This is a genomic window from Kribbella sp. CA-247076, assembly GCF_050942445.1.
GTDB lineage: Bacteria > Actinomycetota > Actinomycetes > Propionibacteriales > Kribbellaceae > Kribbella.
This window is the reverse complement of record NZ_CP192051.1, coordinates 6877419-6901544: the sequence shown is the minus strand read 5'-3', so window position 1 is coordinate 6901544 and position 24126 is coordinate 6877419. Positions and strand designations below refer to the sequence as shown.

Genomic DNA, 24126 nt, shown 5'->3' with positions numbered 1-24126 from the left:
ATTCGGCCGAGGAGGTGCTCAGTCACTAGCCTTGGGGCATGACTGATGCACACGTGGACCCGGTGAACCCCGACAGCGGGCAGGACGACCTGCCCGAGCAGCTGCGGGTCCGCCGGGAGAAGCGTGACCGCCTGCTGGCGGAGGGTGTGCAGCCGTACCCGATCTCGGTGCCCCGGACGCACTTGCTGAAGGACCTGCGGGCGACGTACGACGGCCAGGAGCTGGCGCCCGACACCCGGACCGGCGAGCAGGTCTCGGTGGCCGGCCGGGTGATCTTCCTGCGCAACACCGGCAAGCTGTGCTTCGTCCGGCTCCGCGAGGGCGACGGGACCGAGCTCCAGGTGATGCTGTCGCTGGCCGACCTCGGCGAGGAGCAGCTGGCCCGCTTCAAGGCGCTGGTCGACATCGGCGACCTGCTGGCCGTCCAGGGCGAGGTGGTCACCAGCCGCCGGGGCGAGCTGTCCGTGCAGGCGACCGGCTGGCAGATGGCCGCCAAGACGCTGCGCCCGCTCCCGAACGAGCACAGGCCGCTGAACGAGGAGGCCCGGGTCCGGCTCCGGTACGTCGACCTGATCGTCCGGGCCGAGGCCCGTGAGATGGTCCGGGCCAAGGCCGCCGTGCTGAAGTCACTGCGGGCGACGTTCGACGGGCACGACTTCGTCGAGGTCGAGACCCCCGTCCTGCAGCTGACCAACGGCGGCGCCGCGGCCCGGCCGTTCACCACCCACCTGAACGCGTTCGACCAGGAGATGAAGCTGCGGATCGCGCTCGAGCTCGACCTCAAGCGGGCGATGATCGGCGGCGTCGACCGGGTCTACGAGATCGGCCGCACGTTCCGTAACGAGGGGCTGGACTCCACCCACTCGGCGGAATTCTCGATGATCGAGGCCTATCAGGCGTACGGCGATTACGACACGATGGCCGAACTGTTCGCCGAGCTGATGCGGAACGCCGCGCACGCGATCGGCCGGTCGGTGATCACAGCGCGCGACGGATCCGTCATCGACCTGGACCAGCCGTTCCGGCACGCGACGCTTTTCGGCCTGGTCTCCGAAGCGGTCGGCCAGACCGTCGACGTGGGCACCGACGTGGCCACACTCACCAAGCTGGCCGAGCAGCACGACGTCGAGCTGCAGCCGGGCTGGAATGCCGGTGAGATCGCCGTCGAGTTGTTCGAGAAGCTGGTCGAGCACACGCTGATCCAGCCCACCTTTGTGCGCGACTATCCGGAGTCGGCGCGGCCACTGGCGAAGCCGCACCGGGAAATTCCGGGGCTCGTCGAGGCTTGGGACCTGGTCGTCAACGGGGTCGAGCTGGGCACCGCCTACTCGGAGCTGAACGACCCGGTGATCCAGCGGGAACGCTTGGTGGCACAGTCGTTGCTGGCCGCCGCCGGCGACCCGGAGGCGATGGAGCTGGACGAGGACTTCCTGCGTGCGATGGAGTTCGGGATGCCCCCGGCCGGTGGTATGGGGATGGGCCTGGACCGGCTGATCATGCTGTTCACCGGGGCCGGTATCCGGGAGACGATTCTCTTCCCGTTGCTCCGCCCGGAGTGATTCCGCGAATCGGTCGCAGGATCGTTGCATAGCACAACGGACGGTCACTGCAAATGCCGGGGTCCCGTATTCCGGATAGCGCCGCTTTCTGGTCCGGCCGGTTTCGCCGGTGAATACTCAAGGTCACGACGGCTGCACAGCGTTGACCGGCGGCACGCCGTACCGACGGTTTAGTCACATCTTTCCCGCTCATTGTGGGATGTGAATGACACGAAGCCGGTTTGTGCGGTACAAATCAGGTGACGAAAACGGCAGGGGGATTGCGGCCCGGTGACGGGCGCGGAAAGGACTGTCATCGATGGCGCAAAGGGTGCAGGTGGTTCTCGAGGACGATCTCGACGGCGGTAAGGCCGACGAGACCGTGACCTTCGGCCTGGACGGAACGACGTACGAGATCGACCTGTCCAAGAAGAACGCCGCCAAGCTGCGCGACGCCCTCGCCGGGTACGTCGGCTCGGCGCGCCGGGTCTCCGGCCGCCGCGGTGGCGGCGCGGGCCGGGCGCGGGGCCGGGGCCGGTCGGCGTCGGACTCCGCCGACATCCGGGCCTGGGCGAAGGAGAACGGGTACGACGTGAGCGAGCGCGGCCGGATCTCCGCCGAGGTGCGCGCGGCGTACAACGAAGCCAAGTAATTCGCACGACCGCCGGTCCCGGCCCCTGCATGGGTGCCGGGACCGTCCGCATTCCGGTTGTTTCACAGTGTGGACGCATCCGGCCCCGGGCGTGTCGCGAAGGATCACTGCGGCGGCAGGCAACCGCGGGAATTCGCTGGTGGCGAACAGGCCCGGTGAGTCGGCCCGGGCGGGAACACCGGGGCGAACCGCGGGGTTGTTCCCTTGTGATGCCTGTTCGGCGGCCGGCCGCGCGGTGAGCATTTGTTCGCCGAGAGCGAGCCTGTCGGCACCGGGGACTAGCATGCATGTACGGGGGTCGGCCTACACGGCACGTCCGACTCCTCTGAGGCAAGGAGCGCTTTGGCGATGTTTGAACGATTTACGGACCGCGCCCGTCGGGTAGTCGTCCTGGCTCAGGAAGAGGCCAGGATGCTCAGCCACAACTACATCGGGACCGAGCACATCCTGCTCGGCCTGATCCACGAGGGTGAGGGTGTCGCCGCCAAGGCTCTCGAGAGCCTGGGTATCTCGCTCGAGGCCGTCCGCTCCCAGGTCGAGGAGATCATCGGCCAGGGGCAGCAGGCACCGAGCGGGCACATCCCGTTCACCCCACGCGCCAAGAAGGTGCTGGAGCTCTCCCTGCGCGAGGCCCTGCAGTTGGGCCACAACTACATCGGCACCGAGCACATCCTGCTCGGCCTCATCCGCGAGGGTGAGGGTGTCGCCGCGCAGGTCCTGGTCAAGCTCGGCGCGGACCTGAACAAGGTCCGTCAGCAGGTCATCCAGCTGCTGAGCGGGTACCAGGGCAAGGAGACGGCGTCGGCCGGAGCCGGTGCCACCGAGGGTGCTCCCAGCAGCTCGCTGGTGCTCGACCAGTTCGGCCGGAACTACACCCAGTCCGCCCGCGAATCGAAGCTCGACCCGGTGATCGGGCGCGAGACCGAGATCGAGCGGGTCATGCAGGTGCTGTCCCGGCGGACCAAGAACAACCCTGTCCTGATCGGTGAGCCGGGCGTCGGCAAGACCGCGATCGTGGAGGGTCTGGCCCAGCAGATCGTCCGCGGTGACGTCCCGGAGACGCTGAAGGACAAGCAGATCTACTCCCTCGACCTGGGCGCCCTGGTGGCCGGTTCGCGCTACCGCGGCGACTTCGAGGAACGCCTGAAGAAGGTGCTCAAGGAGATCCGCACCCGCGGTGACATCGTGCTGTTCATCGACGAGATCCACACCCTCGTCGGGGCCGGCGCGGCCGAGGGCGCGATCGACGCCGCGAGCATCCTGAAGCCGATGCTGGCCCGCGGTGAGCTGCAGACCATCGGCGCGACCACCCTCGACGAGTACCGCAAGTACGTCGAGAAGGACGCCGCGCTGGAGCGCCGGTTCCAGCCGATCCAGGTGGCCGAGCCGTCGATCGCGCACACGATCGAGATCCTCAAGGGTCTGCGCGACCGCTACGAGGCGCACCACCGGGTGACCATCACCGACCCGGCGCTGGTGTCGGCGGCCCAGCTGGCCGACCGGTACATCTCCGACCGGTTCCTGCCGGACAAGGCGATCGACCTGATCGACGAGGCCGGCGCCCGGTTGCGGATCCGCCGGATGACGGCTCCGCCGGACCTGCGCGAGTTCGACGAGAAGATCGCGAACGTGCGCCGGGAGAAGGAGTCGGCGATCGACGCGCAGGACTTCGAGCGCGCCGCGAGCCTGCGCGACGACGAGAAGAAGCTCATCAACGCCAAGGGCGAGCGGGAGAAGCAGTGGAAGGCCGGCGACATGGACGTCGTCGCCGAGGTTGACGAGGAGCTGATCGCCGAGGTGCTGAGCACCGCGACCGGTATCCCCGTCTTCAAGCTGACCGAGGAGGAGTCGTCCCGGCTGCTCGACATGGAGAAGGAGCTGGCCAAGCGGTACATCGGCCAGACCGACGCGGTCAAGGCGCTGTCCCGCTCGATCCGGCGGACCCGCGCCGGCCTGAAGGACCCGCGCCGCCCGAGCGGCTCGTTCATCTTCGCCGGCCCGTCCGGCGTCGGTAAGACCGAGCTGTCGAAGGCGCTGACCGAGTTCCTGTTCGGCGACGAGAACGCGCTGATCAGCCTCGACATGTCGGAGTACTCGGAGAAGCACACCGCCTCCCGGCTGTTCGGCTCGCCTCCCGGGTACGTCGGCTACGAAGAGGGTGGCCAGCTGACCGAGAAGGTCCGCCGCAAGCCGTTCAGCGTGGTGCTGTTCGACGAGGTGGAGAAGGCCCACCCGGACATCTTCAACTCGCTGCTGCAGATCCTGGACGAAGGTCGCCTGACCGACGCCCAGGGCCGCGTGGTCGACTTCAAGAACACCGTGATCATCATGACCACGAACCTGGGCACCAAGGACATCGCCAAGGCGGTCTCCCTGGGCTTCGCGCAGGCCAACGACACCGGCGGCTCGTACGAGAAGATGAAGGCGAAGGTCACCGAGGAGCTCAAGCAGCACTTCCGGCCGGAGTTCCTGAACCGCGTCGACGAGATCGTGGTCTTCCACCAGCACGGCATGGAAGAGATCGTCAAGATCGTCGACCTGATGGTCGCCCAGGTGGAGGAGCGGCTGAAGGACAAGGACATGGGCATCGAGCTCACCCCGGCGGCGAAGGAACTCGTCGCCAAGCGGGGCTTCGACCCGGTCCTGGGCGCCCGCCCACTGCGCCGCGCACTGCAGCGCGACGTGGAGGACGTGCTGGCCGAGAAGATCCTGTTCGGGGACCTGCGTTCCGGCCAGATCGTCCTGGTCGACGTGGCGCCGGAGGGCACGGTGGGCGAGGACGGCCTGCCGGAGTACTTCACCTTCACCGGGACGCCGAAGTCCACCTCGCCCGAGCTGGAGCTGTCCGACCTGACGGCCGGCCCCGGCACCGCCTCTGGCGTGCAGGACTCGTAACCGCATCAACCCCGCAGAAGGCCCCGCGCTCCCCGCGCGGGGCCTTCTGCTGCTCCCAGCCCGGGCAGTGGTTGCAGCCCGGGGAGTCGGTGTTGCGTGCTCAGGCTTGCTGGCAGCTGGTGCAGGCGGTTCGCCTGCGGTAGTAGTAGGCGGCGGTGGCCAGGCCGACGGCGGCTCCCCAGATCGGGAAGGGCAGGACGAGCTGGAAGAGCAGGTTCTCGCCCAGCGACGCCTCGGGGTTCCAGAGCAGGCCGATCAGCGAGGCGCTGCCGACCAGGAGCAGGGTGGCGGCCGCCGCGCCCGGGACGACGGCGGCCTTGATCGGCACCGGCCGCCCGGCGACGACCGGGATCCACCGCGGCCACACCTCGCCCCACGGCCGGATCAGGCCGAGCGTGACGATCCCGGCGGCGAGCGCGATCAGGCCGAGCCCGAGGCCGAAGAGCTTGATCCCCGGCTCGGCGTTCAGGTCGTCGGCGTCGAAACCGATCGGGTTCGGCAGCAGCCAGGTCATCCGCAGCAGCGCGTACGGCATCGGGCAGAGCGCCGCCACGATCGTGACCCAGAACCCCCAGCGCCGGGCCGACTCCGGCCGCGTCCAGTTCGCGCCCGGCCGCCCGCACCGCAGGCATCGCCCGCGCGCGCTGCGCAGTCCACGGACACCGAGGACCGCCCACCCGCAACCCAGCAGGAACGCCCCGGTGACGAACAGCGGCGTGGTCCCGACCTTCGCCGGTACGCCGCCGATGCCGACGGCCACCTCGCGGAAGGCGGCCCAGTCGAAGATCCCGGTGGTCACCTCCAACCCGGCCAGGACGACCACCAGCCCGATCAGCAGGACCCTGGTCGCCGGCTGCCTCCAGGCCCCGACGACCAACCACACGACGCCCGCCGGGAGACCGATCAGCACGAGCAGGTAGCCGGTCATGATCACCACCGTGACGCTCGGCGCCAGCAGCCCGAACACGAGCACCTGCACCGCCGTGAACCCGAGCAGCGGCCGGTACGCCGTCGTACTCCACTCCGTCCGGGTGTGCGCGATCGCGGCCGGAACACCGAGGAACCCGAGTACGGCGATCAGCCCGGCGCCGACCCGGTCCGGCACCTGCGCGAGCAGGGACAGCCGCTCGCCGTCGGGCGGAACCGGGCCGAACGCGTACCCGTCCGCGCCGAGCAGCCAGGCCAGCCCGGCGATCCCGTAGACCAACGACAGCGCTGCCACCAGCACCGGCACCACGCTCCGGGTTCGATCCCGGACCCCAACATCGCTCATCGCTTCCTCCAGCCGTCAGTGCTCTCACTGTCCGGCCGGAGCACCACCGCGGACCTCAGCCGCGAGAGTGTTCCGTCTCCCTCCGGGGAGTGATGTCACCCGCGCTCAGCGGGTCCGGCGTAGCCGGGTGATCGCGCGGGCGACGGCCGCCTGGTCGGGCTCGGCGGGTTTGTTGTTCTGGGCAACGAGTTGGGCGGCGGCGGCGAGCAGCCACACCACCGACGTGGCGATGGTGAACGTCGGACCCGGGCCCGCCCAGGTGTCGTCCAGCGTCTCGAGGTTCGTGACCCGCCAGCCGAGAACGAGGCAGCAGAGCGCGACGACGGCGGTGACACCTGCGGCCACCTGAGCGCCCGTGCCCGGCTTCAGGGTCAGTGCGACGACTGTGGCCGCGATCCCGGCCAGGCAGGTGAGAGCCAGCGTCGGCTGCGTCTCGATGCCCAACTGCCAAACTGAGAGTCCGTAGCGGCGCGTGTAGGTCCAAGGCAGTAGCAGCGTCAGCCCGGTGGCCAAGGCGGCCAGGAGCGTGACCCGACCGAACCACCGGTGCTCCGACCGCGCGAGCGCTGCCTCAGCGGCGTCCAGCCGGCGAGGCAGTTCCTCGTCCGGAAACTCCGTCACGAGGCCGCCTCCAACCGGACGAGGTCGGTGCCCAGCTGGAAGTACAGGGCCTGGCCGATCACGGTCAGCTGGTCCGCGGCCTGGGGAACGCCTTGCCGTGGTCCGGCGAGCACAGTGACCCGGCCCGGCGCGTCCACGCGGACCAGGTGGCTTCCGTCGTACCCCCAGAGCCGGCCGTCCGGGCCGGTGAACCAGGTGCCGTCGGCGGTGCGCTGCGACACCGGTACGCCGGCCGCCGAGATCGGCCAGCCGGTCGCCGTACCGCCCAGCAGGACCGTCGTGCGGCCGTCCCCGGCGACCTGCACGAGCTGCTCGCCGAGGACCATCGCCGCCTGACCTGACGGGAGCTGGACCAAGCCGCCCGGCCGCAGCTCGCCTTCGACCTGCACCCGGCGTACGGCGCGGCCCGGTCCGTAGAAGTTGTAGGAGCCAGGGCCGACCGCGGTCACGAACCGGTCCCCGGACGCCGCGGCGGACTGCAGCTTCTGGTCGGCCGGTGCCGGCTGCGGATCCCGCACCACGGTCGTCACGCCGCCGGACAGATGGACGGCGCTCTCGGTCGACCGACGACCGGCGACCGTCCACCAGACGCCACCCTGCCCGTCCGGAGCGATCGCCCGAGCCGTCAACGGCAACCGGATGCGCACCAACTGTCCGGCCGCGTCCAGCCCCAACTGCGTGCGTACGCCGGAGGCCCCCAGCTTCGGGTCCACCTCCGGCACCCGCGACACCGTCGACGCCTTGAAGGACGTCGTACCGTCGACAGGCCTACGGCGGTCGCAGCGAGGCGACGGCGGCGGAGCAGCCGGGTACGACGCCGCCGCGGCCGCCGCGTCGGGAATCCGCAGGATCTGGTCGCCTCCACCCGGTGACGTCCCCAGCAGGACCGATCCGTCCGGCCGGGCCTCGATGCTCTCGACGCCGTCTGCACCACCCGGCAGCTTCCGCAGTACGCCGTCCGGCGTGATGACCGAGGCCGGCGCGCCACCGCCCAGCCAGAGATTGCCGCGTACGTCGACCGCGAAGGCGTCGGCGCTGAGGGACGAGCTCGCGGCGTCGCTGCTCAGGACACAGCCCGCCGGCGCCACGCCGGTCAGCTGCTGCGGAGGACCACCTGGCCAGACCATCGCGAGACCGGTCTCGCTCGTCCGCCAGGCCGTCGTCCCGTCCGGACCGACGGAGACCGGGTGGCCCGGTGCGCCCGCGCCGGGGTCGACCTGGAAGTCCTGCAGCTGCATGCCTTTGCGTAGCTGGTGCGCCGGGAGCTGCCAGGTGGTCGTGGGTCCCCAGAGGACGATCGAGCGGTCCGCGTTGCGCTGACTGCGAGCGGGCCCGCGGCCGGTCGCGAGGATGTCGACGCCGGGCGTCACGTAGTACGACCCGTCCGGGTTCTTGTGGCTCAGGCTGATGTCGGCGCTGACGAGGTCGAGCGGCACCGACAGGATCGCCCATGGCCGGCCGAGTGCGCCGCCGGCGAGCAGGATCATGCGGTTGCCGGTGACGCCCCACAGTGCGGGCGGCGGGGGACCGTGGTTGAGCGTGACCTGGGGCAGCGCGACGCCGTCGTCGTACGCGAACACCGTCGAGCTCTCCGAGCCGGTCCGGCCCAGCAACCACTGCCCGGCCTCTCCGTCCAGTGATCCGGCCACCGAGTCCAACGGGTTGGGTGTGCCGATGGCGACCCGCATCCCGAGTCGATCGACCAGTTGCCCGCCTTGCAGGTCCAGCAGGCGATGCGGCACTCCGGCCTCGACCGACGGACGGTACGGCGCTCCGGTCGCCGACGGAACCAGCACTCCGGCCACCACGCCGACCACCGCCGCCCCGATGACCACCGCCCGGCGTGCACCCCACAGACCGGCCAGCACCAGGAGCACGCCGAGCCCGAGGGCGGTCCAGGCTCCGATCGCCGGCCGGTAGCCGACACCCGACCCCAACGTCGGCGGCAGCCACAACAGGTTGGTCAGCAGTCCCGCGACCACCACGGAACCAGTGGCCGTGGCGGCTGCTCGTCGGACCAGACCGGACGAGACGAGCGTCGCCAACGCCAACCCGCAGACGAGGTAGCCCCAGACCCGCGCGGACGGAATCTCCCAGAGTTGAGACCGGGCTAGACCGGCTTCCGCCGCGGTCGGCCCGAGCGCGACCGGATCGAGCAGTTCACGCCAGGGGAGGACGGTGGACAGCACGAGCAGGACGGCAAGGGTGCCCGACGCGAAGGCGAACATCCGGAAGCGAAAAGGCGTCCACGCGTCGACCTCCGCGCCGAGCCGGACGAAGACTGCCCGCAATTCGGACTGGTTGAGCGGTTCGGTGGAGACGTCGTCCGAGGCCTCGTCGGCCACGGTCCACGGAGTCGTCGACCGGGTCGCCCAGTGCGCGGCGACGCCGGTCGCCAGCATCCCCAGGACGATCGTGCCGATCACAGCCGGTGAGGTCGTGCAGCTCGGCCGGCCCTGCGCGGCGAACCCGGTCCAGGCCGCGAGGGTGGTCAGCGCGACGGCCGCCGTACCGACGGCCCGGACCTGGCGGCGCAACCGGAATCTGTCCGCGGACAAGCGATCCGCGAGCACGAGCAGCACGATCACGACCGGTACGGCGACCGCCGCGCCGCGGCCCGTGATCGGCTGCGTGGTCGCCCGCCAGAGGTAACAGCCTGTGCCCGGCGACCCCGGGACGAGGACTGCGAACGCCGTACCGGCGGCCAGACACGCGAGCACCACACCGTGCCGTCCGGATCGTCGTATCGTCCTGCGATGGGTGATCAGATCGGTACGGAGAAGGGCCGCCGCGGCCTTCGATTCGGTGGGAAGATCGCGCAGCGGCACGAGAGTGACGTTACCCGCCACAGTTACCTCTCGCTCGGTACCGCGTTGTAACGCTGTGACCACGCTGATGGGACCCGGACTGTCGGAAAGGGGGCCGGGGATGGAATCATCTCGTCGCATGGACGCCCCGCGTCTGCCCCTGACCCAGGAACCGGTCGCCGACACCGGTTCCTTCGGCGTGCGGCAAGCAGGTGGTGTCCTGGAGCGGGCCCAGCGGATCGCGGACACCCTGCGCGAGCAGGCGGAGTACGAGAACGACCTCGCCCGCGAGGAGGCGGACCGGGTCCGCGCCGAGAGCGAGCGGCTGCAGGCCGAGGCCGAGCAGGCCGCGAAGAAGCTCCGCGCCGACGCGACGTCCGCCGCGCAGCGGCTGCTGAACGACGCCGAGCGGGCCGCCGAGCAGCTCCGGACCGAGTCCGAGCAGGAGGCCGCGCGGGTCAGGGCCGAGGCCGAGTCCGCGGCCGAGCGTCTCCGGGCCGAGTCCACCGCCGAAGCCGACCGGGTACGACGCGATGCCGCCGCGGCCGCGCAGAAGCTGCAACAGGAGTCGACCGCGGAAGCGGAGCGGGTCCGAGCCGAGGCGACCGCGATCGCCGAGCGGCTGAAGACCGAGTCGGAGTCCGCGGCCGAGCAGTTGCGGGCCGCCGTCGCCGACGAGGTGGCGAAGCGCCGGGCCGACTCCGAGGCCGCGGCGGAGCAGCTGCGGCGCGACAGCCAGGCGGCCGCCGACCGGTTGCGGGCCGAGTCGCAGGCGGCGGCCGACCGGCGGATCGCGGCGGCCGAGGCCGAGGCGGCCCGGCTGAAGGAGGAGGCCGACGAGCTGCTCGAGGAAGCCCGGATGGCCCGGGAGTCCGCGCAGCACACGGTCGACCGGGCCGGCCGCGAGGCGCAGCAACTGGTCAAGGACGCCGGCGAGCAGGCCGCGCTGGTCTCGCAGGCCGCGGTCCGCAACGAGGCCGAGCTGATCGCCCGCGCCGAGACCGAGGCCGCCGAGCTGCGCGCCGCGGTCGAGCGCGAGGTGGAGGCGGCCCGGGAGAAGTCCCGCGTGCAGATCGCCGAGGCGCACGCCGAGATCGAGCGGCTCCGCGGCGAGAACCGGGCCGAGCTGGAGCGCCGGACCGCCGAGCTGGAGGAGACCGAGCGGGCCAAGCTGGCCGCGATCTCGCTCGAGATCGACAAGTTGCGGGCCGAGGCGGTCGCCGAGATCGCCGAGCGGAAGGCCGAGGCGGAGGCCGGCAACGAGCAGCTGATGGCCGACGCCCGGGCCCAGGCCAAGCTGGTCGTGGACAGCATCGAGGCCGACCGCCGGACCGCCACCGCCGAGGCGCAGCGGATCGTCGAGGACGCGAACAAGGCGGCCGAGGCGGCGCTGGCGGAGGCCGAGAAGCAGACCGCCTGGAGCAGGAAGACGGTCGACGACCTGATCGGCGCGGCCGAGACCGAGGCGCAGACGATCCGGGAGCAGGCGGCGGCGGACGCGGCCGAGCTGCTGCGGCACAAGCGGGCGCACCTGCGCCGGGTGGTCGGCCGGACCACCAGCCGGCTCAAGCAGACCAAGGACGCGATCGCCCGCGAGAACGCCGAGCTGACCACGCTCGCCGAGACCACGCTGACGACCGCGACCGAGCAGGCCGAGGCCACCCTGGCCGCCGCCCGGCAGGAGGCCGGCAAGGTCACCGCCCAGGCGCAGGCGCGGGCCGACCGGCTGAAGGGCGCGGCCCAGACCGAGGCCCGCGAGATCGTCGAGCGGGCCAACCGCCGCGAGGCCGAGGCCGAGGCCAGCACCCAGGTCCTGCGCGAGCGCGCCGCCAACGACCTGGCCGACGCCCAGCGGCAGTCGCACGACCTGATCCGCAAGTCCCGCGCCGAGGCCCAGCAGATCGAGGCGCAGGCGCGCGAGCACGCCGACGACCTGCGGGTCCAGGCCCGAAAACTTCTCGCCGACGCCGAGGCGAGGGTCGCGGCGCTGAACCAGCGCCGTGATGAGATCACCAAGGAGCTCACCCAGCTTTCGGGTGTGATCGAGGCACTCGCTGTACCGGGGTTCCGTCCAGGTGGTGGAATGTCGTCCAGTGAGGGTTCCACGGGGGAATCAGGATGAGGACGTGACAGTCAGATCCTTGTCAGTGACAATGTGTGATCCACCCACCCACCGAAGTGAGCATCAGAAAACATGAGCAGTGAAAGCCCAACCCCGTTCCGCACCGTTCTGCGTGGCTACGAGCCTGCCCAGGTGGACCAGCACATCCGTGAGCTGACCACCTCGCTGACCGCGCTGCAGCAGCAGTCCGAGCAGCTGCAGCGGCACGTGCAGGAGCTGCAGACCCGGACGGACGCCGCCGAGTCGGCTGTCATCTCTGCGCAGGAGGAGAGCAAGGACCGCGCGCCGACGTTCACCGAGTTCGGTGAGCGGGTGGCGAAGATCCTGTCGCTGGCCGACGACGAGGCCCGTGACCTGGTCACCCGTGCCCGCACCGACGCCGAGGCGATCGTCGCCGACGCCGAGGCGCACGCGAAGAAGGTCCGCAAGGAGGCCGAGCAGTACTCCCTGGACTGGAAGAGCGAGGTCGACGCCGAGGCCGCCCGCATCCTCGAGGAGGCGCGCACCCAGGCCGACGACATGCGGGACGAGGCCGAACGCGACGCCACCGCGCGGCGCAGCGAGGCCCAGGCGCTGTACGAGCAGGAGCGGGCCAAGTCCGCCCAGGCCGCGGCCGCCTTCGAGACCACCCTGGCCGAGCGCCGGGGCAAGGTCGAGCAGGAGTTCGCCGCCCGGACCGCGCTGGCCGAGCAGCAGCTGGCCGCCGTCACCGACCGCGCTGCTCAGGTGCAGCGTGAGGCCGACCGCGCCCGGTCCGAGGCCGAGCGGCTCGCCCAGCAGCAGCTGGCCGACGCCAACCGGCAGGCCCAGGAGATCGTCGCCGCCGCGAAGGACAAGGCGGAGCGGATCCGGGCCGAGTCCGAGCGCGAGCTCGCCGCCGCGACGCAGCGCCGGGACAGCATCAACGCGCAGCTGACCAACGTCCGCCAGATGCTGGCGACGCTGTCCGGCAGCCCGGCGATGCCGCTCGACCTGCTGACCGACGACGACGAGCAGGCCACCAGCGGCAGCAAGAAGAACTGAAGGTTGTGAGGCCGGTCCGGGGTGCCGGGCCGGCCTTTCAGCTCGGCAGGCGGTAGCGGGACCGCGGCAGCGGTTCGACCAGCCCGTCGGCCACCAGGCCGTCCAGCGCGCGTTCGCGCTGCGCTGCGTCGTGCCAGCACGCGTCCAGGGTCTTCTTCGGTACGTCGTCCGCCGCAGCCCGCAGTACGGCCAGCAGGCGCCCGCGGACCTGGCGGTCGGTGCCCTCGTACGTCTGCCCGCGACGCGGCGGGCCGTCGTACGGCGGACTGCCGGCCAGGACCCACGCACACCGGCTGCGGATCGGGCAGTCGCCGCATCGCGGCGTACGGGCCGTGCAGACCAGTGCACCGAGCTCCATCGACGCGACGGCCCAGCGGGCGGCGGTCGGCTCGTCATCGGGCAGTGCGCTAACCGCGAGCCGCTGATCGGCCGCAGTCGGCGAGACGGTCGGCTGTGCGACGCCGGTGAGGGCTCTCGCGAGCACCCGGCGCACATTGGTGTCCACGACCGCGTGCCGCCGGCCGAACGCGAAGGACGCGATCGCAGCCGCCGTGTACGTGCCCACACCGGGCAGTGCGAGCAGCGCCTCGTGGTCGTCGGGTACGTCGCCGCCGTGGCGCTCCACGATCGCCTGAGCCGCCGCGTGCAGCCGGAGGGCACGTCTGGGGTACCCGAGCCGGTCCCAGGCCCGCACAGCCTCGCCTGGCGGCTCTACGGCCAGGTCCACCGGCTTGGGCCACCGCTCCAGCCACGCCCGGTACGCCGGGAGCACCCGGTTGACCGGCGTCTGCTGCAGCATGAACTCGCTGACCATGACCGCCCACGCACCCACGCCCGGCTCCCGCCACGGCAGCACCCGGGCGTTGGCGTCGTACCACGCGAGCACGGGGCCGTGCAGCGCGGCAGCTGGGCCGGGGAGCGGCGAGCCTGACATGGTGGGGACAATCCTGACACTAAGGTCAGCCTCATGAGCAGCCTGCTCCGTCCGGTCGGGCATCTGCCCGCCAGCGTGTACTGGTTCCGCCGGGGACTGGTGCTCGCCGTCCTGGCGCTGCTGCTCTTCCTGGTCCTCCGCCTGTTCGGAGGCGGCGGCGAGGACCCGCAGAACACGGCTGCCTCGGGCCCGGAGCAGAACCCCACGTCCGCCCCGCCGGCGACGCCGACCGGTACGCCGTCGGGTACCTCGTCCAGTACGCCGTCGGGGACCAAGAAGTCCGAGGGGTCGGCCAAGACCACCACGCCGCCACAGGACACCAAGTGTGAGGGCTCCGATGTCCGGGTCGACGTCCTGCCGGCCCACCGGAAGATCGCGTCCGGGTCGGCGCTGAACTTCGTCGTCCGGCTCGAGCCGGCCGCGGACGAGTGCAAGGCGGCGGTCGAGTCCGGGACCCTGACCGTTACGGTGATGTCCGGCAACGACCTGATCTGGACGACGACCCATTGCGGGCAGGCGATCCAGCGCGCCACGCTAGTCGTTGCCGAGGGCAAGCAAGCTGCGTCGACGGTGCCATGGAACGGCCGGCGCTCAGGTCCCGGCTGTCTGCCCGGCCAGCCGGTGGCCAAGCCCGGGACGTACGTCGTCAAGGCCGAGTACGACGGCCGCGCGTCGACCGTGCAGGCCTTCCAGGTCGTCTGATCCCCACCTCCCGCCACCGCGAGGCGGTCGGGCCGGCGGTCAGACGTAGCGCTCGAGGATGCTGGACTCCGCCAGCCGGGACAGGCCTTCGCGGACGGTGCGAGCCCGGTTCTCGCCGACGCCCTCGACCGTCTGCAGGTCGTCGATGCTTGCCGCGAGCAACTTCTGCAGATGCCCGAAGTGATCGATCAGCCGGTCGATCACGGCCCCCGGCAGCCGCGGCACCTTGGCGAGCAGCCGGTACCCACGCGGGGTGACGGCAGCATCCAGTTGCTCGGCGCCGCCGAGCTGCAGCGCCCGCGCGACCTGCCCGATGTCCAGCAGATCGGCCGGGCTGACCGCGTCCAGCTCGAGCAGGACGTCGTCCGCCGTCTTCGCCCTGCGGCCGGTGGCCGGCGGCAGGTAGTCGCGGACCACGAGCTCACGCTCGCCGGCGACCCCGGCGACGAGCTCGTTCAGCTGCAGCGTGAGCAGCCGGCCGTCCGTCCCGAGCTCGACGACGTACCCGTCGATCTCGGTCGCGATCCGCCGGACCATCTCCAGCCGTTGCGCGACCGCGGCCACGTCCCGGACCGTGACCAGGTCCTCGATCTCGAGCGCGGACAGCGTGCCGGACACCTCGTCGAGCCGCAGCTTGTACCGCTCGAGAGTGGCCAGGGCCTGGTTCGCGCGGGACAGGATCGCGCCGGAGTCCTCCAGCACGTAGCGCTGGTCGTCGACGTACAGCGCGATGATGTGCATCGACTGCGAGACCGAGATCACCGGGAAGCCGGTCTGCCGGGCGACCCGGTCGGCGGTGCGGTGCCGGGTGCCGGTCTCGTCGGTCTCGATCGACGGGTCCGGCATCAGGTGGACGGCGGCCCGGATCAGCCGGGTGGCGTCACGGTCGAGCACGATCGCGCCGTCCATCTTGCTCAGCTCGCGCAGCCCGGTGGCGGTGAACTCCACGCCGATCTCGAAGCCGCCGGTCGAGATCGCGTCGACCGTCTTGTCGTGACCCAGGACCAGCAGGGCGCCGGTACGCCCGCGCAGGATCCGTTCCAGGCCTTCGCGCAGTTCGGTACCCGGTGCCACCGCCGCGAGGGTCGCGCGCATCCGGGCGCCGGTGCTGTTCTTGTCGGAATTCGGGGCCACGGTGACTGAGTCTATGCCGTTGTCCGCACCGCGTGGGCCCGAAGTCCCCGGCGGGCGCACCGCGGCGGGCCCGCGACGCGGTCGCGCTTGCACGTGCGCGTGCAAACGCCCGTGCACCCGGCCCGTGCAGGCCGTGCTCCCGCGTGAAACCGGCCCGATCGGACCGGCGGCCGCGCGCTCAGGGGCAGCGGATGACCTGGCCCGCGTAGGACAGGCCGCCGCCGAAACCGAACAGCAGCACCGGCGCGCCGCTCGGGATCTCGCGGCGTTCGACCAGCTTCGACAGCGCGATCGGGATGCTCGCGGCCGAGGTGTTGCCGGACTCGACGACGTCCTTGGCGACCACCGCGTTGACCGCGCCGAGGCGCTTGGCGAGCGGCTCGATGATGCGCAGGTTGGCCTGGTGCAGGACGACACCGCCGAGGTCCTCGGGGGCGATCCCGCTCTTCTCGCAGACCTGCTTCGCGATCACCGGCAGCTGGGTGGTGGTCCAGCGGAAGACGCTCTGGCCCTCCTGCGCGAACTTCGCCTCGGGCCCCTCGATCCGGACCGCGTCGGACATCTCCGGCACCGAACCCCAGACCACCGGGCCGACCTCGGGCTCGTCACTCGCGACCACCACGGCCGCGCCGGCGCCGTCGCCGATCAGCACGCAGGTGGTCCGGTCGGTCCAGTCGGTGAAGTCGCTCAGCTTCTCGACGCCGATCACGAGCGCCTTCGAGGCCGCGCCCGCACGGATCGCGTGGTCGGCGGTCGCCAGCGCGTGCGCGAACCCCGAGCAGGCGGTGTTCACGTCCAGGGCGGCCGGGGTGCCGAGGCCGAGCCGGCGGGCGACCCGGGCGGCGATGTTGGGGGAGCGGTCGATCGCCGTACAGGTGGCGACCACGACGAAGTCGATCTCGGCGGTGTCGATGCCGGCGTTCGCGACCGCCTTCTCGGCCGCCCGCCAGGCCATCTCGTCGACCTGCTCGTCGGGCGCGGCGATCCGGCGTTCGCGGATGCCGACCCGGCTCTGGATCCACTCGTCGCTGGTCTCCACCATGGTGGCGAGCTCGTCGTTGGTGAGCACCCGCTCGGGCTGGTAGTGGCCGAGCGCGACAACTCTGGATCCGGTCATCTGTGGCTCCTGCGGTCAACCGGGGCGAGCCGGTGAGATCCCAGGTTCCACGCTGAACCCGGCGGGGGGCGTCCCCAGCGTACGTTCCCCGCGCGCCCGCCGGGATGCCGCGTCTCGTGGTGTGGCCCGCGACACAACCCGGCCGGGAGCCTCAGGTGAGGCCGGCGGCGAGCAGGGCGGACGGCAGGTCGGGGGCGGCGAAGACGCGCAGGCCGTACTTGGCCTGCATGTCCATCGGCTTCAGCTCCTTGCCCCGGTTGGGCACGTCGGCGGGCACGATCGCCTTGGTGAACCCGAGCCGCGCGGCCTCGGCCAGCCGTTTCTCCAGGCCGCCGACCCGGCGCACCTCACCGGCCAGGCCGACCTCGCCGATCGCGATCAGGCCCGGGTGGATCGGCCGGTCCATCACCGACGAGGCGACCGCGATCGCGACCGAGAGGTCGGCGACCGGCTCGGCGATCTTCACGCCGCCGACGGTGGCGACGTACACCTCCTGGTCGGTCAGCTTGAGCCCGACCCGGTTGCCCAGGACGGCGAGGACCATCGAGACCCGGGACGACTCGAGCCCCGAGGTGGTCCGGCGGGGCTGGGGTGCGACGGAGGGCCCGACCAGCGCCTGGACCTCGGCGAGCAGCGGCCGCCGGCCCTCCATCATCACGGTCACGCACGTGCCCGCGACCGGCTCGGCGTGCTCGGACACGAACAGGCCGGTCGGGTCGGTCACCTCGACGATGCCGGTGTCGACCATGTCGAAGCATCCGACCTCGTCGGACGGGCCGAACCGGTTCTTCGTCGCGCGGACCATCCGGAAGCCGGAGTGCCGGTCGCCGTCGAAGGCCAGCACGACGTCGACCAGGTGCTCGAGCATCCGCGGCCCGGCGATCGCGCCCTCCTTGGTCACGTGCCCGACCAGGACGACCGCGATGTGCCGCTCCTTCGCCAGCCGCACCAGGGCGCCGGTGACCTCGCGGACCTGGGTCACGCCACCCGGCGCGCCCTCGACCTCGGGATGCGCCATCGTCTGCACCGAGTCGATCACCAGGAACGACGGCTCGACCGCCTCGACCTGCCCGACCACCGCGGACAGGTCGGTCTCGGCCGCGAGGTACAGCTCGTCGACGAGCGCGTCCGTCCGGCCGGCCCGCAACCGGACCTGGGCCGCGGACTCCTCGCCAGACACGTACAGCGTGCGCTGACCGCGCCGGGCCGACTGCGCCGCGACCTCCAGCAGCAGCGTCGACTTCCCCACCCCCGGCTCACCCGCGAGCAGGATCACCGCACCCGGTACGACGCCGCCGCCGAGCACGCGGTCGAGCTCGCCGATCCCGGTCGGGCGGGACTCGGCCTCGATCGCGGACACCCTGGCGATCGGCATCGCGGGCGAGGACACCGGACCGGCGGTGATCCGGGCGGCCTTGGGCGCACCGACCTCGGCGACCGTGCCCCAGGCCTGGCACTCACCGCACCGCCCGATCCACCGCGCCGACGTCCACCCGCACTCGCTGCACGCGAACGCCGGCTTCCCCTTCGTGCTCCCCGCAGCCTTCGCCATGGCGAACAACCTAGGCGAAGCTGCCGACAAATCCCGGCGACTCGTCCACAGGCTCAGCGGAAGTGCCCGCGCAGCCGCGCGAGCCGGCGCCGGATCCAGCTGACCGCGACGTGCCCGCGCTCGTCCTCGACGACCACCGGTGGTTCGCCGGTCCGGCGGGCGGCGTGGAGGTACTTCGTCAACAGGTCGCTCTCGGACTGCCGCAGCATCGCACCCTGCTCGAGGAGTTCCCGGGCGTCGTCGAGTCGGCCGGCGACCACGGCGGCCGAGCCCAGGTGCTGCAGGCAGCGTGCTCGGCCCTCGCGTTCGTCGATCTCGGCGTACAGGTGCTCGGCGTGCCGCCACCAGTTCTCGGCCTCGACCGGGCTGCGCTGCATCCAGGCGGCCACGCCCTGCAGTTCGATGGCGTGCGCGTGACCGCTCAAGTCTCCGGCTGCGGTGGCCCGGGCAGCCGCCGTCCGCAGGTGGTCGAGGGCGCTCTCCGGGTCCTGCTGATAGAGGTGCACGATCGCGAGGTTGACGGAGATCGCCACATCGGCGGCCAGGTCGGGACCTGGCTGGCTCCGGCGGGCGTCGTCCAGCCGGTCCCGGGCGTTGAGGACGGCCTCCTCGCGGTCGTTGCCGGCCGGCGCCTGGTCGGCCCGCTCCAGGTTCAGCAGCGCGCGCTCCACCTGCCGGCGGGTCGTCAGCGCGGCCGCCGTACGACCGTGGGTCGCGACGTCGTCGGAGTTGCCGAGCTCTGTGCTGGCGGCGGCCAGGTCGCCCATGAGCCGGTACGCCGTGGCCGCGCGGGCGGCAGCGAGTTCGGCGAGGTCCCGTCGTCCGCTCGCGTCCGCGACCACGGTCAGGAACTCGCTCAACGCCAGCAGCGCGCCGGGCTCGTACCTGCGCAGGTACCAGACCTCCAGCGCGTCGCAGATGCGCGCGAGGTCGTCGGCGGTCTCGGGCCGTGCCTTCTCGGTCTCCAGCAGCTCCCGCAGCCACGACTCGTTCAGTGCGAACCACTCCGCCGCGGCCATCCCGCCTGACCCCGAACCGAGCCTGACCAACCAGGTCTCCGCCTCTTCGGCCGCGGCGTGGAGCTCAGGAGCCGGTGCGGAGTCCAGGCCACCCCGCCGCCACCGCCGCAACGCATGCAGGCCGGTCGGCAGGTAGTAGATCGCGCAGATCAGCGTCAGCGCGCCGGTGACGATGTACCCCGCCACCTGGACCCAGCCGCCGCTGTCGAGGCTCGCCGACAACTGGTCGCCGACCAGTCCGGACAGCAGGGCCCACGCGAGCGCGGCGACGCCGAAGAACCCACCCCGCCGGCGATTCTGCCGGTCCCTGTCCTCAGGGCGCCTGTCTGCCTCGGACTGCGGTTCGGTCATGGCCTGCTCCCCGCGGTCAGTCCGCGCACCACAGTCCGCCAGAACGTCAGCATCAGCACCACAGGTACGACGGACGCGACCACACCGGCCGCGGCGACGGTCCCGGCCGACGCGGAGAACTGCCTGGCCTCACCCCACAGCACCAGCGACAACGGCGTCGTACCAGGGCCGCTGATCAGGAAGCCCACGATGAAGTCGTTCCACACCAGCGCGAACTCCAGCACCGCAACGGCGACCAACGCAGGCCGGTAGGTCCGCTGCACGGTCGCCAGTACGGCGCTCTGACGCGCAGGGCCCTGCAATGCCTCGGAAACCAACGCCGGTGGAGCCGACGCGAACGCGGACCGCAGCAACAGCACGGCGAACGGCAGGCCGGCCGCCGCATGCACCAACGCGAGGGCGATCCGCGATCCGGCCAACCCTGCTGCACCGATCGCATCCCGCAACGGAGCGGCGTACATCTGCACCGGCGTCACGGCCAGCACCACGAACACGGACATCACCACGCGACCCAGCCACTGCGGCAGGCCGCCCCACGCGACCAGATAGGCCGTCGGTACGGCGATCACCAGCAGCACCACCGTGGCCGCACCGGCGATGAGCACCGTGGACAGCAACGCCCGGAACAACCCGACATTCGCGGCAGCGGTGAACGACGAGAACCCGAGTCCCGACGGCGACCACCATCCCCGCAGCCCGGCCTCACGTGGTGAATGCAGTGCGGTGGCAACCAGCACCACCGCGGGCAGGATCCACACCAGGCTGACCGCGAACCCGGCGGTCCATCCGATCCGCCGTACCCGCTTGCTCGGCTTCGGCCGACCGAGCGACGGGTCCGGCGGTACGACGGCCACCGGCATCGCCCAGCTGCGCCGACGCAACCCGCGGACGCCGACCACCCCGACAGCCGCCACGATCGCGAACAGCACGACCCCGAGCGCCGCCGTACGACCCGGATCGTCTCCCGTGGTGGTCGCACGCCACCAGTTCAGCCCGAGTACGTCGGCCGACCGCTGCATCGGCCCGGGGACGACGATCAGCACCAGGTCGAACACCCGGACGGCCGCGATCACGAGCGTCAACGTGACAACCCCGGTGATCGGCCGCAGCAGCGGGATCTCCAGCGCGAACAGCCGCCGCCAGCCGGTGACCCCCTCGGCCGCGATCGTCCGGCTCACGTCGTCCGGGATGGCGTCCAGACCGGCGCGGAACAACGAGACGACGTACCCGAGCCAGGTCCAGCCGAAGGCGGACACCAGGACCAGCCAGACCAGGCCGGGACCGAGCCACACCGGACTCGACCCGAACAGCTGGGTCCAGACCGCCGTCACCGTGCCGCGCTCGGGGGCGGGGTCGAAGATCAGCCGGAACGTCGCTCCTGACACCAGCACAGAGACGGCGAACGGGATGACCAGTGCGGGCTGCAGGAACGACGTCAGCCCGGGCAGCCGGTAGCTCACCAGCGCAAGGAAGAACCCGACCACGACCAGCCCGAGCGCGACCGCGACCCAGGCCAGACTGTTGCCGACGGCCCGTAATGCGTCGGGGTCGGCCATCACCGCGAAGTTGCCGACGCCGAAGCCGCTCGGTGTCCGGAACGCCGCGACCACGGTCACCCCGATCGGGACCAGCAGCAGGCAGCTCAGCAACAGGGCGGGCAGGCCGAGCAGGTACGGTCCGCCGGCCCGTCGGGGCTTGCCGGGGACCGGACGGCCACTCACTTCGCGGCCGACGATCTCGAGCGACAGGCCGTTGCTGTGCAGGCCCATCAGCTCTCCACCGTCCGCAGCTCGGTCATCGCCGCGTCCACCGCAGCCGGTACGACGTCACTGCCGCGACCGCCGACGCGGACGAGGAAGTCGGTGAGCACCCGCCACAGTCCGTTGATGTCACCGAGCCGGCCCAGCCGGTCGGACAGGTCGAACTGCAGCAGACCGTCCGTCCCGGACAGTTGCTTCGCCAGCAGCGTGAGCTCGGGCGAGTAGCCGGACGTCCGCCCGTCGACCAGAAAACCGCCCTCCTGCACCCATGGGTCCACGGCGGCCGGTGCGGCCAGGCGTCGTACCAGGTCGAGGGCGTCGTCGGAGGACGGCTTGGGCAGCACCATCACGTCTCCGCCGACGACGACCGGCGCGGCCGCACCCGGCGCGAGCGGCGGGAAGGTGAAGAGGCCGACGTCGCCAGGGTCCGCGGCGAACGACCGCACCACCGGCTCAGCGAAGTCCGAGGCGAGCACCATGGCCGCGCGGCGATGGCCGAACACCTCGACGATCGCGTCCGGGAACTGCTGCACGAGTGACCGCTCCACACCGCCCGCCAGCACACCCGGCGCCGACCACACCGTGCCCAGGAGCCGAAGCGCTGCAGCGGTCTGGGACTGCCGCGACGGCTGTGGGTGGTCCGCTGTCGCGAGGGCTGCGTAGACAGCGGGAGCTGTGCCGAGCAGTACGTTCTCGAAGAAGTCGGTCAGCACCCAGCCGTCACCGGCGGCCAGTGAGAGCGGCCGTACGCCGGCGGACGTCAGCGACCGGTTGAGGTCAAGCCACTCCGACCACAACCGCGGCGGTCGTACGCCGACCTCCCGGAACACCGACGGCCGGTACCAGACCGCCGACTTGTGCGCCGTCTTGAACGGAACCCCGTACGTCGTCCCGTCGTGCACCAGCAACTCGGCCCAGAGCCGGGCCCGGCCGCGGTCGGCGACGTCGTCCGGGATCGGCTCGAGGTCGTCGAGGTGGCGTGGCACCAGCCCGGGCTGCGGGAGCATCACGATGTCCGGCCGGCGGGTCGGACGCGCACCGAACGCGGTCGAAATGTCGTCGCCGAGGGGCACGACCTCGACCGGGTACCCGAGCTCGCCGAGGCCGTCGAGGACGTCGTGGAACGCCCGCAACTCCTGTCCGCTCCAGCTGACCGCGACGCGCACACCGCGACGCAATCCGAGGACGTCGCTCGAGCATCCCGCGACCGCCAATGTTGCCGCCGTCCCGAGGATCACCCGGCGACTAGGTCGCATCGTCGAAGCCCGTCGTACGCTCCGGATCGGTGGTGATCAGCACCAGTGCGGCTCGTTTGAGCTCCGGGTTGGGGTGCAGGGCGAGCAGCGATCCCCACGTCGGCAGGCCGCCCGCGTCCTCCAGGACGATCACCCGCGGTTCCGCGCGGAGTGCCCGGGCCACACCGGCCAGTCGGCGCCGGCCGGGCGTGATCTCGTGCGGATGACGATCGAGTACGTCGCCCAGGCCGCACCACTTCGCGGTCTGGGTGCTCTGCAGCTCGGCCGCCTGACGGGTCACCCGATGCGCCACGGTATGTCCGTGGACGACGTTGCCGAGCACGGTCAGATGCGGGAGCAGTCCGCCTTCCGCGGGCACCAGCCGGATCGGTCCGCCCGCCTTGACGACGGCCTCGTCAGGCGGGTCTTCCTCGCCGAGCACCACGTCGGCCAGCCGACGGGCCGCAGCCGCGGTGGGCACCACCACGGCTCGTTGCTCGCCCACCTCGATCAGGACTCTCGCGGGCAGACCGGGTACGTGTTCGAGCAGCAGTCCGTCCATCCGTGGCTGGCGCCTCCCCAGTGGCCCCGTCGAGTGGTCCGTCAACCCTATGGGGATTCCAGGGCCGTCCGCAGCCGTCGCCGCGTGCCTCCTTCAGAATGTTGAGCCCATCCTGCTGAAAGCGTTCAGAAGGTCCGGCTCCACAGGTTGACCGCGTAGTCGACCTCGGTGCCGGGGTACGACGCGATGATCCGGTCGGCGTCGGCGGGGGTGAACTCGATCCGGACCACCGCCTCGAAGTCGGCCCGGCTCTCGAACCGCCAGCCCATGTCCAACGGCGTCCGCTGCCAGCCGCGCGCGCTCCAGAACCGCTCGACCACCGGTGCCTTGATCTTCGGGTAGGCGTCGCTGAACCAGCGCCCGAACGTCGACCGGCTGCCGTCGTTGTCGATCACGAACGCCGTCCCGCCGCGGCGCATCACCCGGTCCAGCTCGGCCAGCCCCGGCTCGCAGCCCGGGCCGAAGAAGTACGCCCAGCGCGCGTGCATCACGTCGACCGACGCGTCCGCCACCGGCAGGCGTTGCGCCGTACCCTGGCGGACCTCGACGTTCGGTACGGCGCGCGTCCGGCGGCGGGCGGCCTCGGCCAGGCCGCCGTGCGGCTCGACGCCGATCACCCGGGCCGCGGTCGCGGCGAACTTCGGCAGGTGGAACCCGGTGCCGCAGCCGATGTCGAGCACGGTGGCGCCGGCCCAGTCCCGGATCGCCCGCATCGCCGGCTCGATCACGCCGTGCGGGTCCACCGCCCGGTTCTCGATCTCGTAGACCGCCGGGTGCTGCCAGATGTTGGGACTCGGGATCCCGCCGTCCGCGATACTCACGGTGTCTG

Annotated in this window: 18 protein-coding genes; 6 read left to right on the top strand and 12 right to left on the bottom strand. The window is 71.5% G+C overall.

The window, feature by feature from the left end; genetic code table 11:
- Positions 1 to 38: 38 nt before the first annotated feature.
- The 3 genes from lysS to ACQPYZ_RS32855 all read left to right on the top strand — a co-directional run bounded on the left by lysS (position 39) and on the right by ACQPYZ_RS32855 (position 5085).
- Positions 39 to 1559: a lysine--tRNA ligase gene (lysS, locus tag ACQPYZ_RS32865; RefSeq protein WP_433162889.1), complete on the top strand. Its 1521-nt coding sequence runs from the start codon at positions 39 to 41 to the stop codon at positions 1557 to 1559.
- 298 nt (positions 1560 to 1857) lie between these two features.
- On the top strand, positions 1858 to 2190 hold the full coding sequence (locus ACQPYZ_RS32860) for a histone-like nucleoid-structuring protein Lsr2 (RefSeq protein ID WP_433162887.1): 333 nt from the start codon (positions 1858 to 1860) through the stop codon (positions 2188 to 2190).
- Between the two features lie 348 nt (positions 2191 to 2538).
- Positions 2539 to 5085 (top strand): ATP-dependent Clp protease ATP-binding subunit, encoded by a 2547-nt coding sequence (locus tag ACQPYZ_RS32855; protein WP_433162886.1) that lies wholly within the window; start codon positions 2539 to 2541, stop codon positions 5083 to 5085.
- Between the two features lie 100 nt (positions 5086 to 5185).
- On the opposite strand, the gene ACQPYZ_RS32850 is transcribed toward ACQPYZ_RS32855, so the two are convergent.
- The 3 genes from ACQPYZ_RS32850 to ACQPYZ_RS32840 all read right to left on the bottom strand — a co-directional run bounded on the left by ACQPYZ_RS32850 (position 5186) and on the right by ACQPYZ_RS32840 (position 9807).
- The gene (locus tag ACQPYZ_RS32850) at positions 5186 to 6358 is read right to left on the bottom strand and encodes a hypothetical protein (RefSeq protein ID WP_433162884.1); all 1173 of its coding nucleotides are present in this window, start codon (positions 6356 to 6358) and stop codon (positions 5186 to 5188) included.
- Between the two features lie 105 nt (positions 6359 to 6463).
- The gene (locus tag ACQPYZ_RS32845; protein ID WP_433162883.1) at positions 6464 to 6979 is read right to left on the bottom strand and encodes a hypothetical protein; all 516 of its coding nucleotides are present in this window, start codon (positions 6977 to 6979) and stop codon (positions 6464 to 6466) included.
- Entirely contained in the window at positions 6976 to 9807 is a 2832-nt protein-coding gene (locus ACQPYZ_RS32840; RefSeq protein WP_433162881.1) for a hypothetical protein, read from the bottom strand. Before ACQPYZ_RS32840 ends, ACQPYZ_RS32845 begins: the two co-directional genes overlap by 4 nt.
- Positions 9808 to 9925: 118 nt before the next feature.
- Between ACQPYZ_RS32840 and ACQPYZ_RS32835 the strand changes: the two genes are divergently transcribed.
- Positions 9926 to 11908, top strand: coding sequence for a kinetoplast-associated-like protein (locus tag ACQPYZ_RS32835; protein WP_433162879.1), 1983 nt, complete (start codon positions 9926 to 9928; stop codon positions 11906 to 11908).
- A 72-nt stretch (positions 11909 to 11980) separates the two neighbouring features.
- A complete protein-coding gene (locus ACQPYZ_RS32830) occupies positions 11981 to 12931 on the top strand; it encodes a DivIVA domain-containing protein (protein WP_433162877.1) in 951 nt (316 codons plus the stop codon).
- A gap of 37 nt (positions 12932 to 12968) precedes the next feature.
- On the opposite strand, the gene ACQPYZ_RS32825 is transcribed toward ACQPYZ_RS32830, so the two are convergent.
- Positions 12969 to 13865 carry an A/G-specific adenine glycosylase gene (locus ACQPYZ_RS32825; RefSeq protein WP_433162876.1) on the bottom strand — a complete coding sequence of 299 codons (897 nt, stop codon included), beginning with the start codon at positions 13863 to 13865 and terminating at the stop codon, positions 12969 to 12971.
- Between the two features lie 33 nt (positions 13866 to 13898).
- Between ACQPYZ_RS32825 and ACQPYZ_RS32820 the strand changes: the two genes are divergently transcribed.
- Positions 13899 to 14567, top strand: a complete 669-nt coding sequence (locus tag ACQPYZ_RS32820) for a hypothetical protein (protein ID WP_433162875.1) — start codon at positions 13899 to 13901, stop codon at positions 14565 to 14567.
- 39 nt (positions 14568 to 14606) lie between these two features.
- Here ACQPYZ_RS32820 and disA read toward each other — a convergent pair whose 3' ends face one another.
- The 8 genes from disA to ACQPYZ_RS32780 all read right to left on the bottom strand — a co-directional run bounded on the left by disA (position 14607) and on the right by ACQPYZ_RS32780 (position 24118).
- A complete protein-coding gene (disA, locus tag ACQPYZ_RS32815) occupies positions 14607 to 15701 on the bottom strand; it encodes a DNA integrity scanning diadenylate cyclase DisA (RefSeq protein WP_433162873.1) in 1095 nt (364 codons plus the stop codon).
- 178 nt (positions 15702 to 15879) lie between these two features.
- The gene (locus ACQPYZ_RS32810) at positions 15880 to 16818 is read right to left on the bottom strand and encodes a beta-ketoacyl-ACP synthase III (RefSeq protein WP_433162871.1); all 939 of its coding nucleotides are present in this window, start codon (positions 16816 to 16818) and stop codon (positions 15880 to 15882) included.
- A 151-nt stretch (positions 16819 to 16969) separates the two neighbouring features.
- A complete protein-coding gene (radA, locus tag ACQPYZ_RS32805; RefSeq protein ID WP_433162870.1) occupies positions 16970 to 18370 on the bottom strand; it encodes a DNA repair protein RadA in 1401 nt (466 codons plus the stop codon).
- 53 nt (positions 18371 to 18423) lie between these two features.
- Positions 18424 to 19740 carry a hypothetical protein gene (locus tag ACQPYZ_RS32800; protein WP_433162868.1) on the bottom strand — a complete coding sequence of 439 codons (1317 nt, stop codon included), beginning with the start codon at positions 19738 to 19740 and terminating at the stop codon, positions 18424 to 18426.
- Positions 19737 to 21509, bottom strand: coding sequence for a sugar ABC transporter permease (locus tag ACQPYZ_RS32795; RefSeq protein WP_433162867.1), 1773 nt, complete (start codon positions 21507 to 21509; stop codon positions 19737 to 19739). The genes ACQPYZ_RS32800 and ACQPYZ_RS32795 overlap by 4 nt, the downstream gene beginning before the upstream one ends.
- Entirely contained in the window at positions 21509 to 22756 is a 1248-nt protein-coding gene (locus ACQPYZ_RS32790; protein ID WP_433162865.1) for an ABC transporter substrate-binding protein, read from the bottom strand. The genes ACQPYZ_RS32795 and ACQPYZ_RS32790 overlap by 1 nt, the downstream gene beginning before the upstream one ends.
- Positions 22746 to 23297: a hypothetical protein gene (locus ACQPYZ_RS32785; RefSeq protein WP_433162863.1), complete on the bottom strand. Its 552-nt coding sequence runs from the start codon at positions 23295 to 23297 to the stop codon at positions 22746 to 22748. The genes ACQPYZ_RS32790 and ACQPYZ_RS32785 overlap by 11 nt, the downstream gene beginning before the upstream one ends.
- Positions 23298 to 23422: 125 nt before the next feature.
- Entirely contained in the window at positions 23423 to 24118 is a 696-nt protein-coding gene (locus tag ACQPYZ_RS32780; protein ID WP_433162861.1) for a class I SAM-dependent methyltransferase, read from the bottom strand.
- Positions 24119 to 24126 lie beyond the last annotated feature (8 nt).

Excerpts from the sequence above, each read along its gene's own strand:
- ACQPYZ_RS32825 (WP_433162876.1), bottom strand. The coding sequence starts at position 13,865 with ATGTCAGGCTCGCCGCTCCCCGGCCCAGCTGCCGCGCTGCACGGCCCC.
- ACQPYZ_RS32800 (WP_433162868.1), bottom strand. The coding sequence starts at position 19,740 with ATGACCGAACCGCAGTCCGAGGCAGACAGGCGCCCTGAGGACAGGGAC.
- ACQPYZ_RS32850 (WP_433162884.1), bottom strand. The coding sequence starts at position 6,358 with ATGAGCGATGTTGGGGTCCGGGATCGAACCCGGAGCGTGGTGCCGGTG.
- ACQPYZ_RS32820 (WP_433162875.1), top strand. The coding sequence starts at position 13,899 with ATGAGCAGCCTGCTCCGTCCGGTCGGGCATCTGCCCGCCAGCGTGTAC.
- ACQPYZ_RS32860 (WP_433162887.1), top strand. The coding sequence starts at position 1,858 with ATGGCGCAAAGGGTGCAGGTGGTTCTCGAGGACGATCTCGACGGCGGT.
- ACQPYZ_RS32795 (WP_433162867.1), bottom strand. The coding sequence starts at position 21,509 with ATGGGCCTGCACAGCAACGGCCTGTCGCTCGAGATCGTCGGCCGCGAA.
- ACQPYZ_RS32810 (WP_433162871.1), bottom strand. The coding sequence starts at position 16,818 with ATGACCGGATCCAGAGTTGTCGCGCTCGGCCACTACCAGCCCGAGCGG.
- ACQPYZ_RS32835 (WP_433162879.1), top strand. The coding sequence starts at position 9,926 with ATGGACGCCCCGCGTCTGCCCCTGACCCAGGAACCGGTCGCCGACACC.
- lysS (WP_433162889.1), top strand. The coding sequence starts at position 39 with ATGACTGATGCACACGTGGACCCGGTGAACCCCGACAGCGGGCAGGAC.
- radA (WP_433162870.1), bottom strand. The coding sequence starts at position 18,370 with ATGGCGAAGGCTGCGGGGAGCACGAAGGGGAAGCCGGCGTTCGCGTGC.
- ACQPYZ_RS32855 (WP_433162886.1), top strand. The coding sequence starts at position 2,539 with ATGTTTGAACGATTTACGGACCGCGCCCGTCGGGTAGTCGTCCTGGCT.
- ACQPYZ_RS32785 (WP_433162863.1), bottom strand. The coding sequence starts at position 23,297 with ATGGACGGACTGCTGCTCGAACACGTACCCGGTCTGCCCGCGAGAGTC.
- ACQPYZ_RS32830 (WP_433162877.1), top strand. The coding sequence starts at position 11,981 with ATGAGCAGTGAAAGCCCAACCCCGTTCCGCACCGTTCTGCGTGGCTAC.
- ACQPYZ_RS32790 (WP_433162865.1), bottom strand. The coding sequence starts at position 22,756 with ATGCGACCTAGTCGCCGGGTGATCCTCGGGACGGCGGCAACATTGGCG.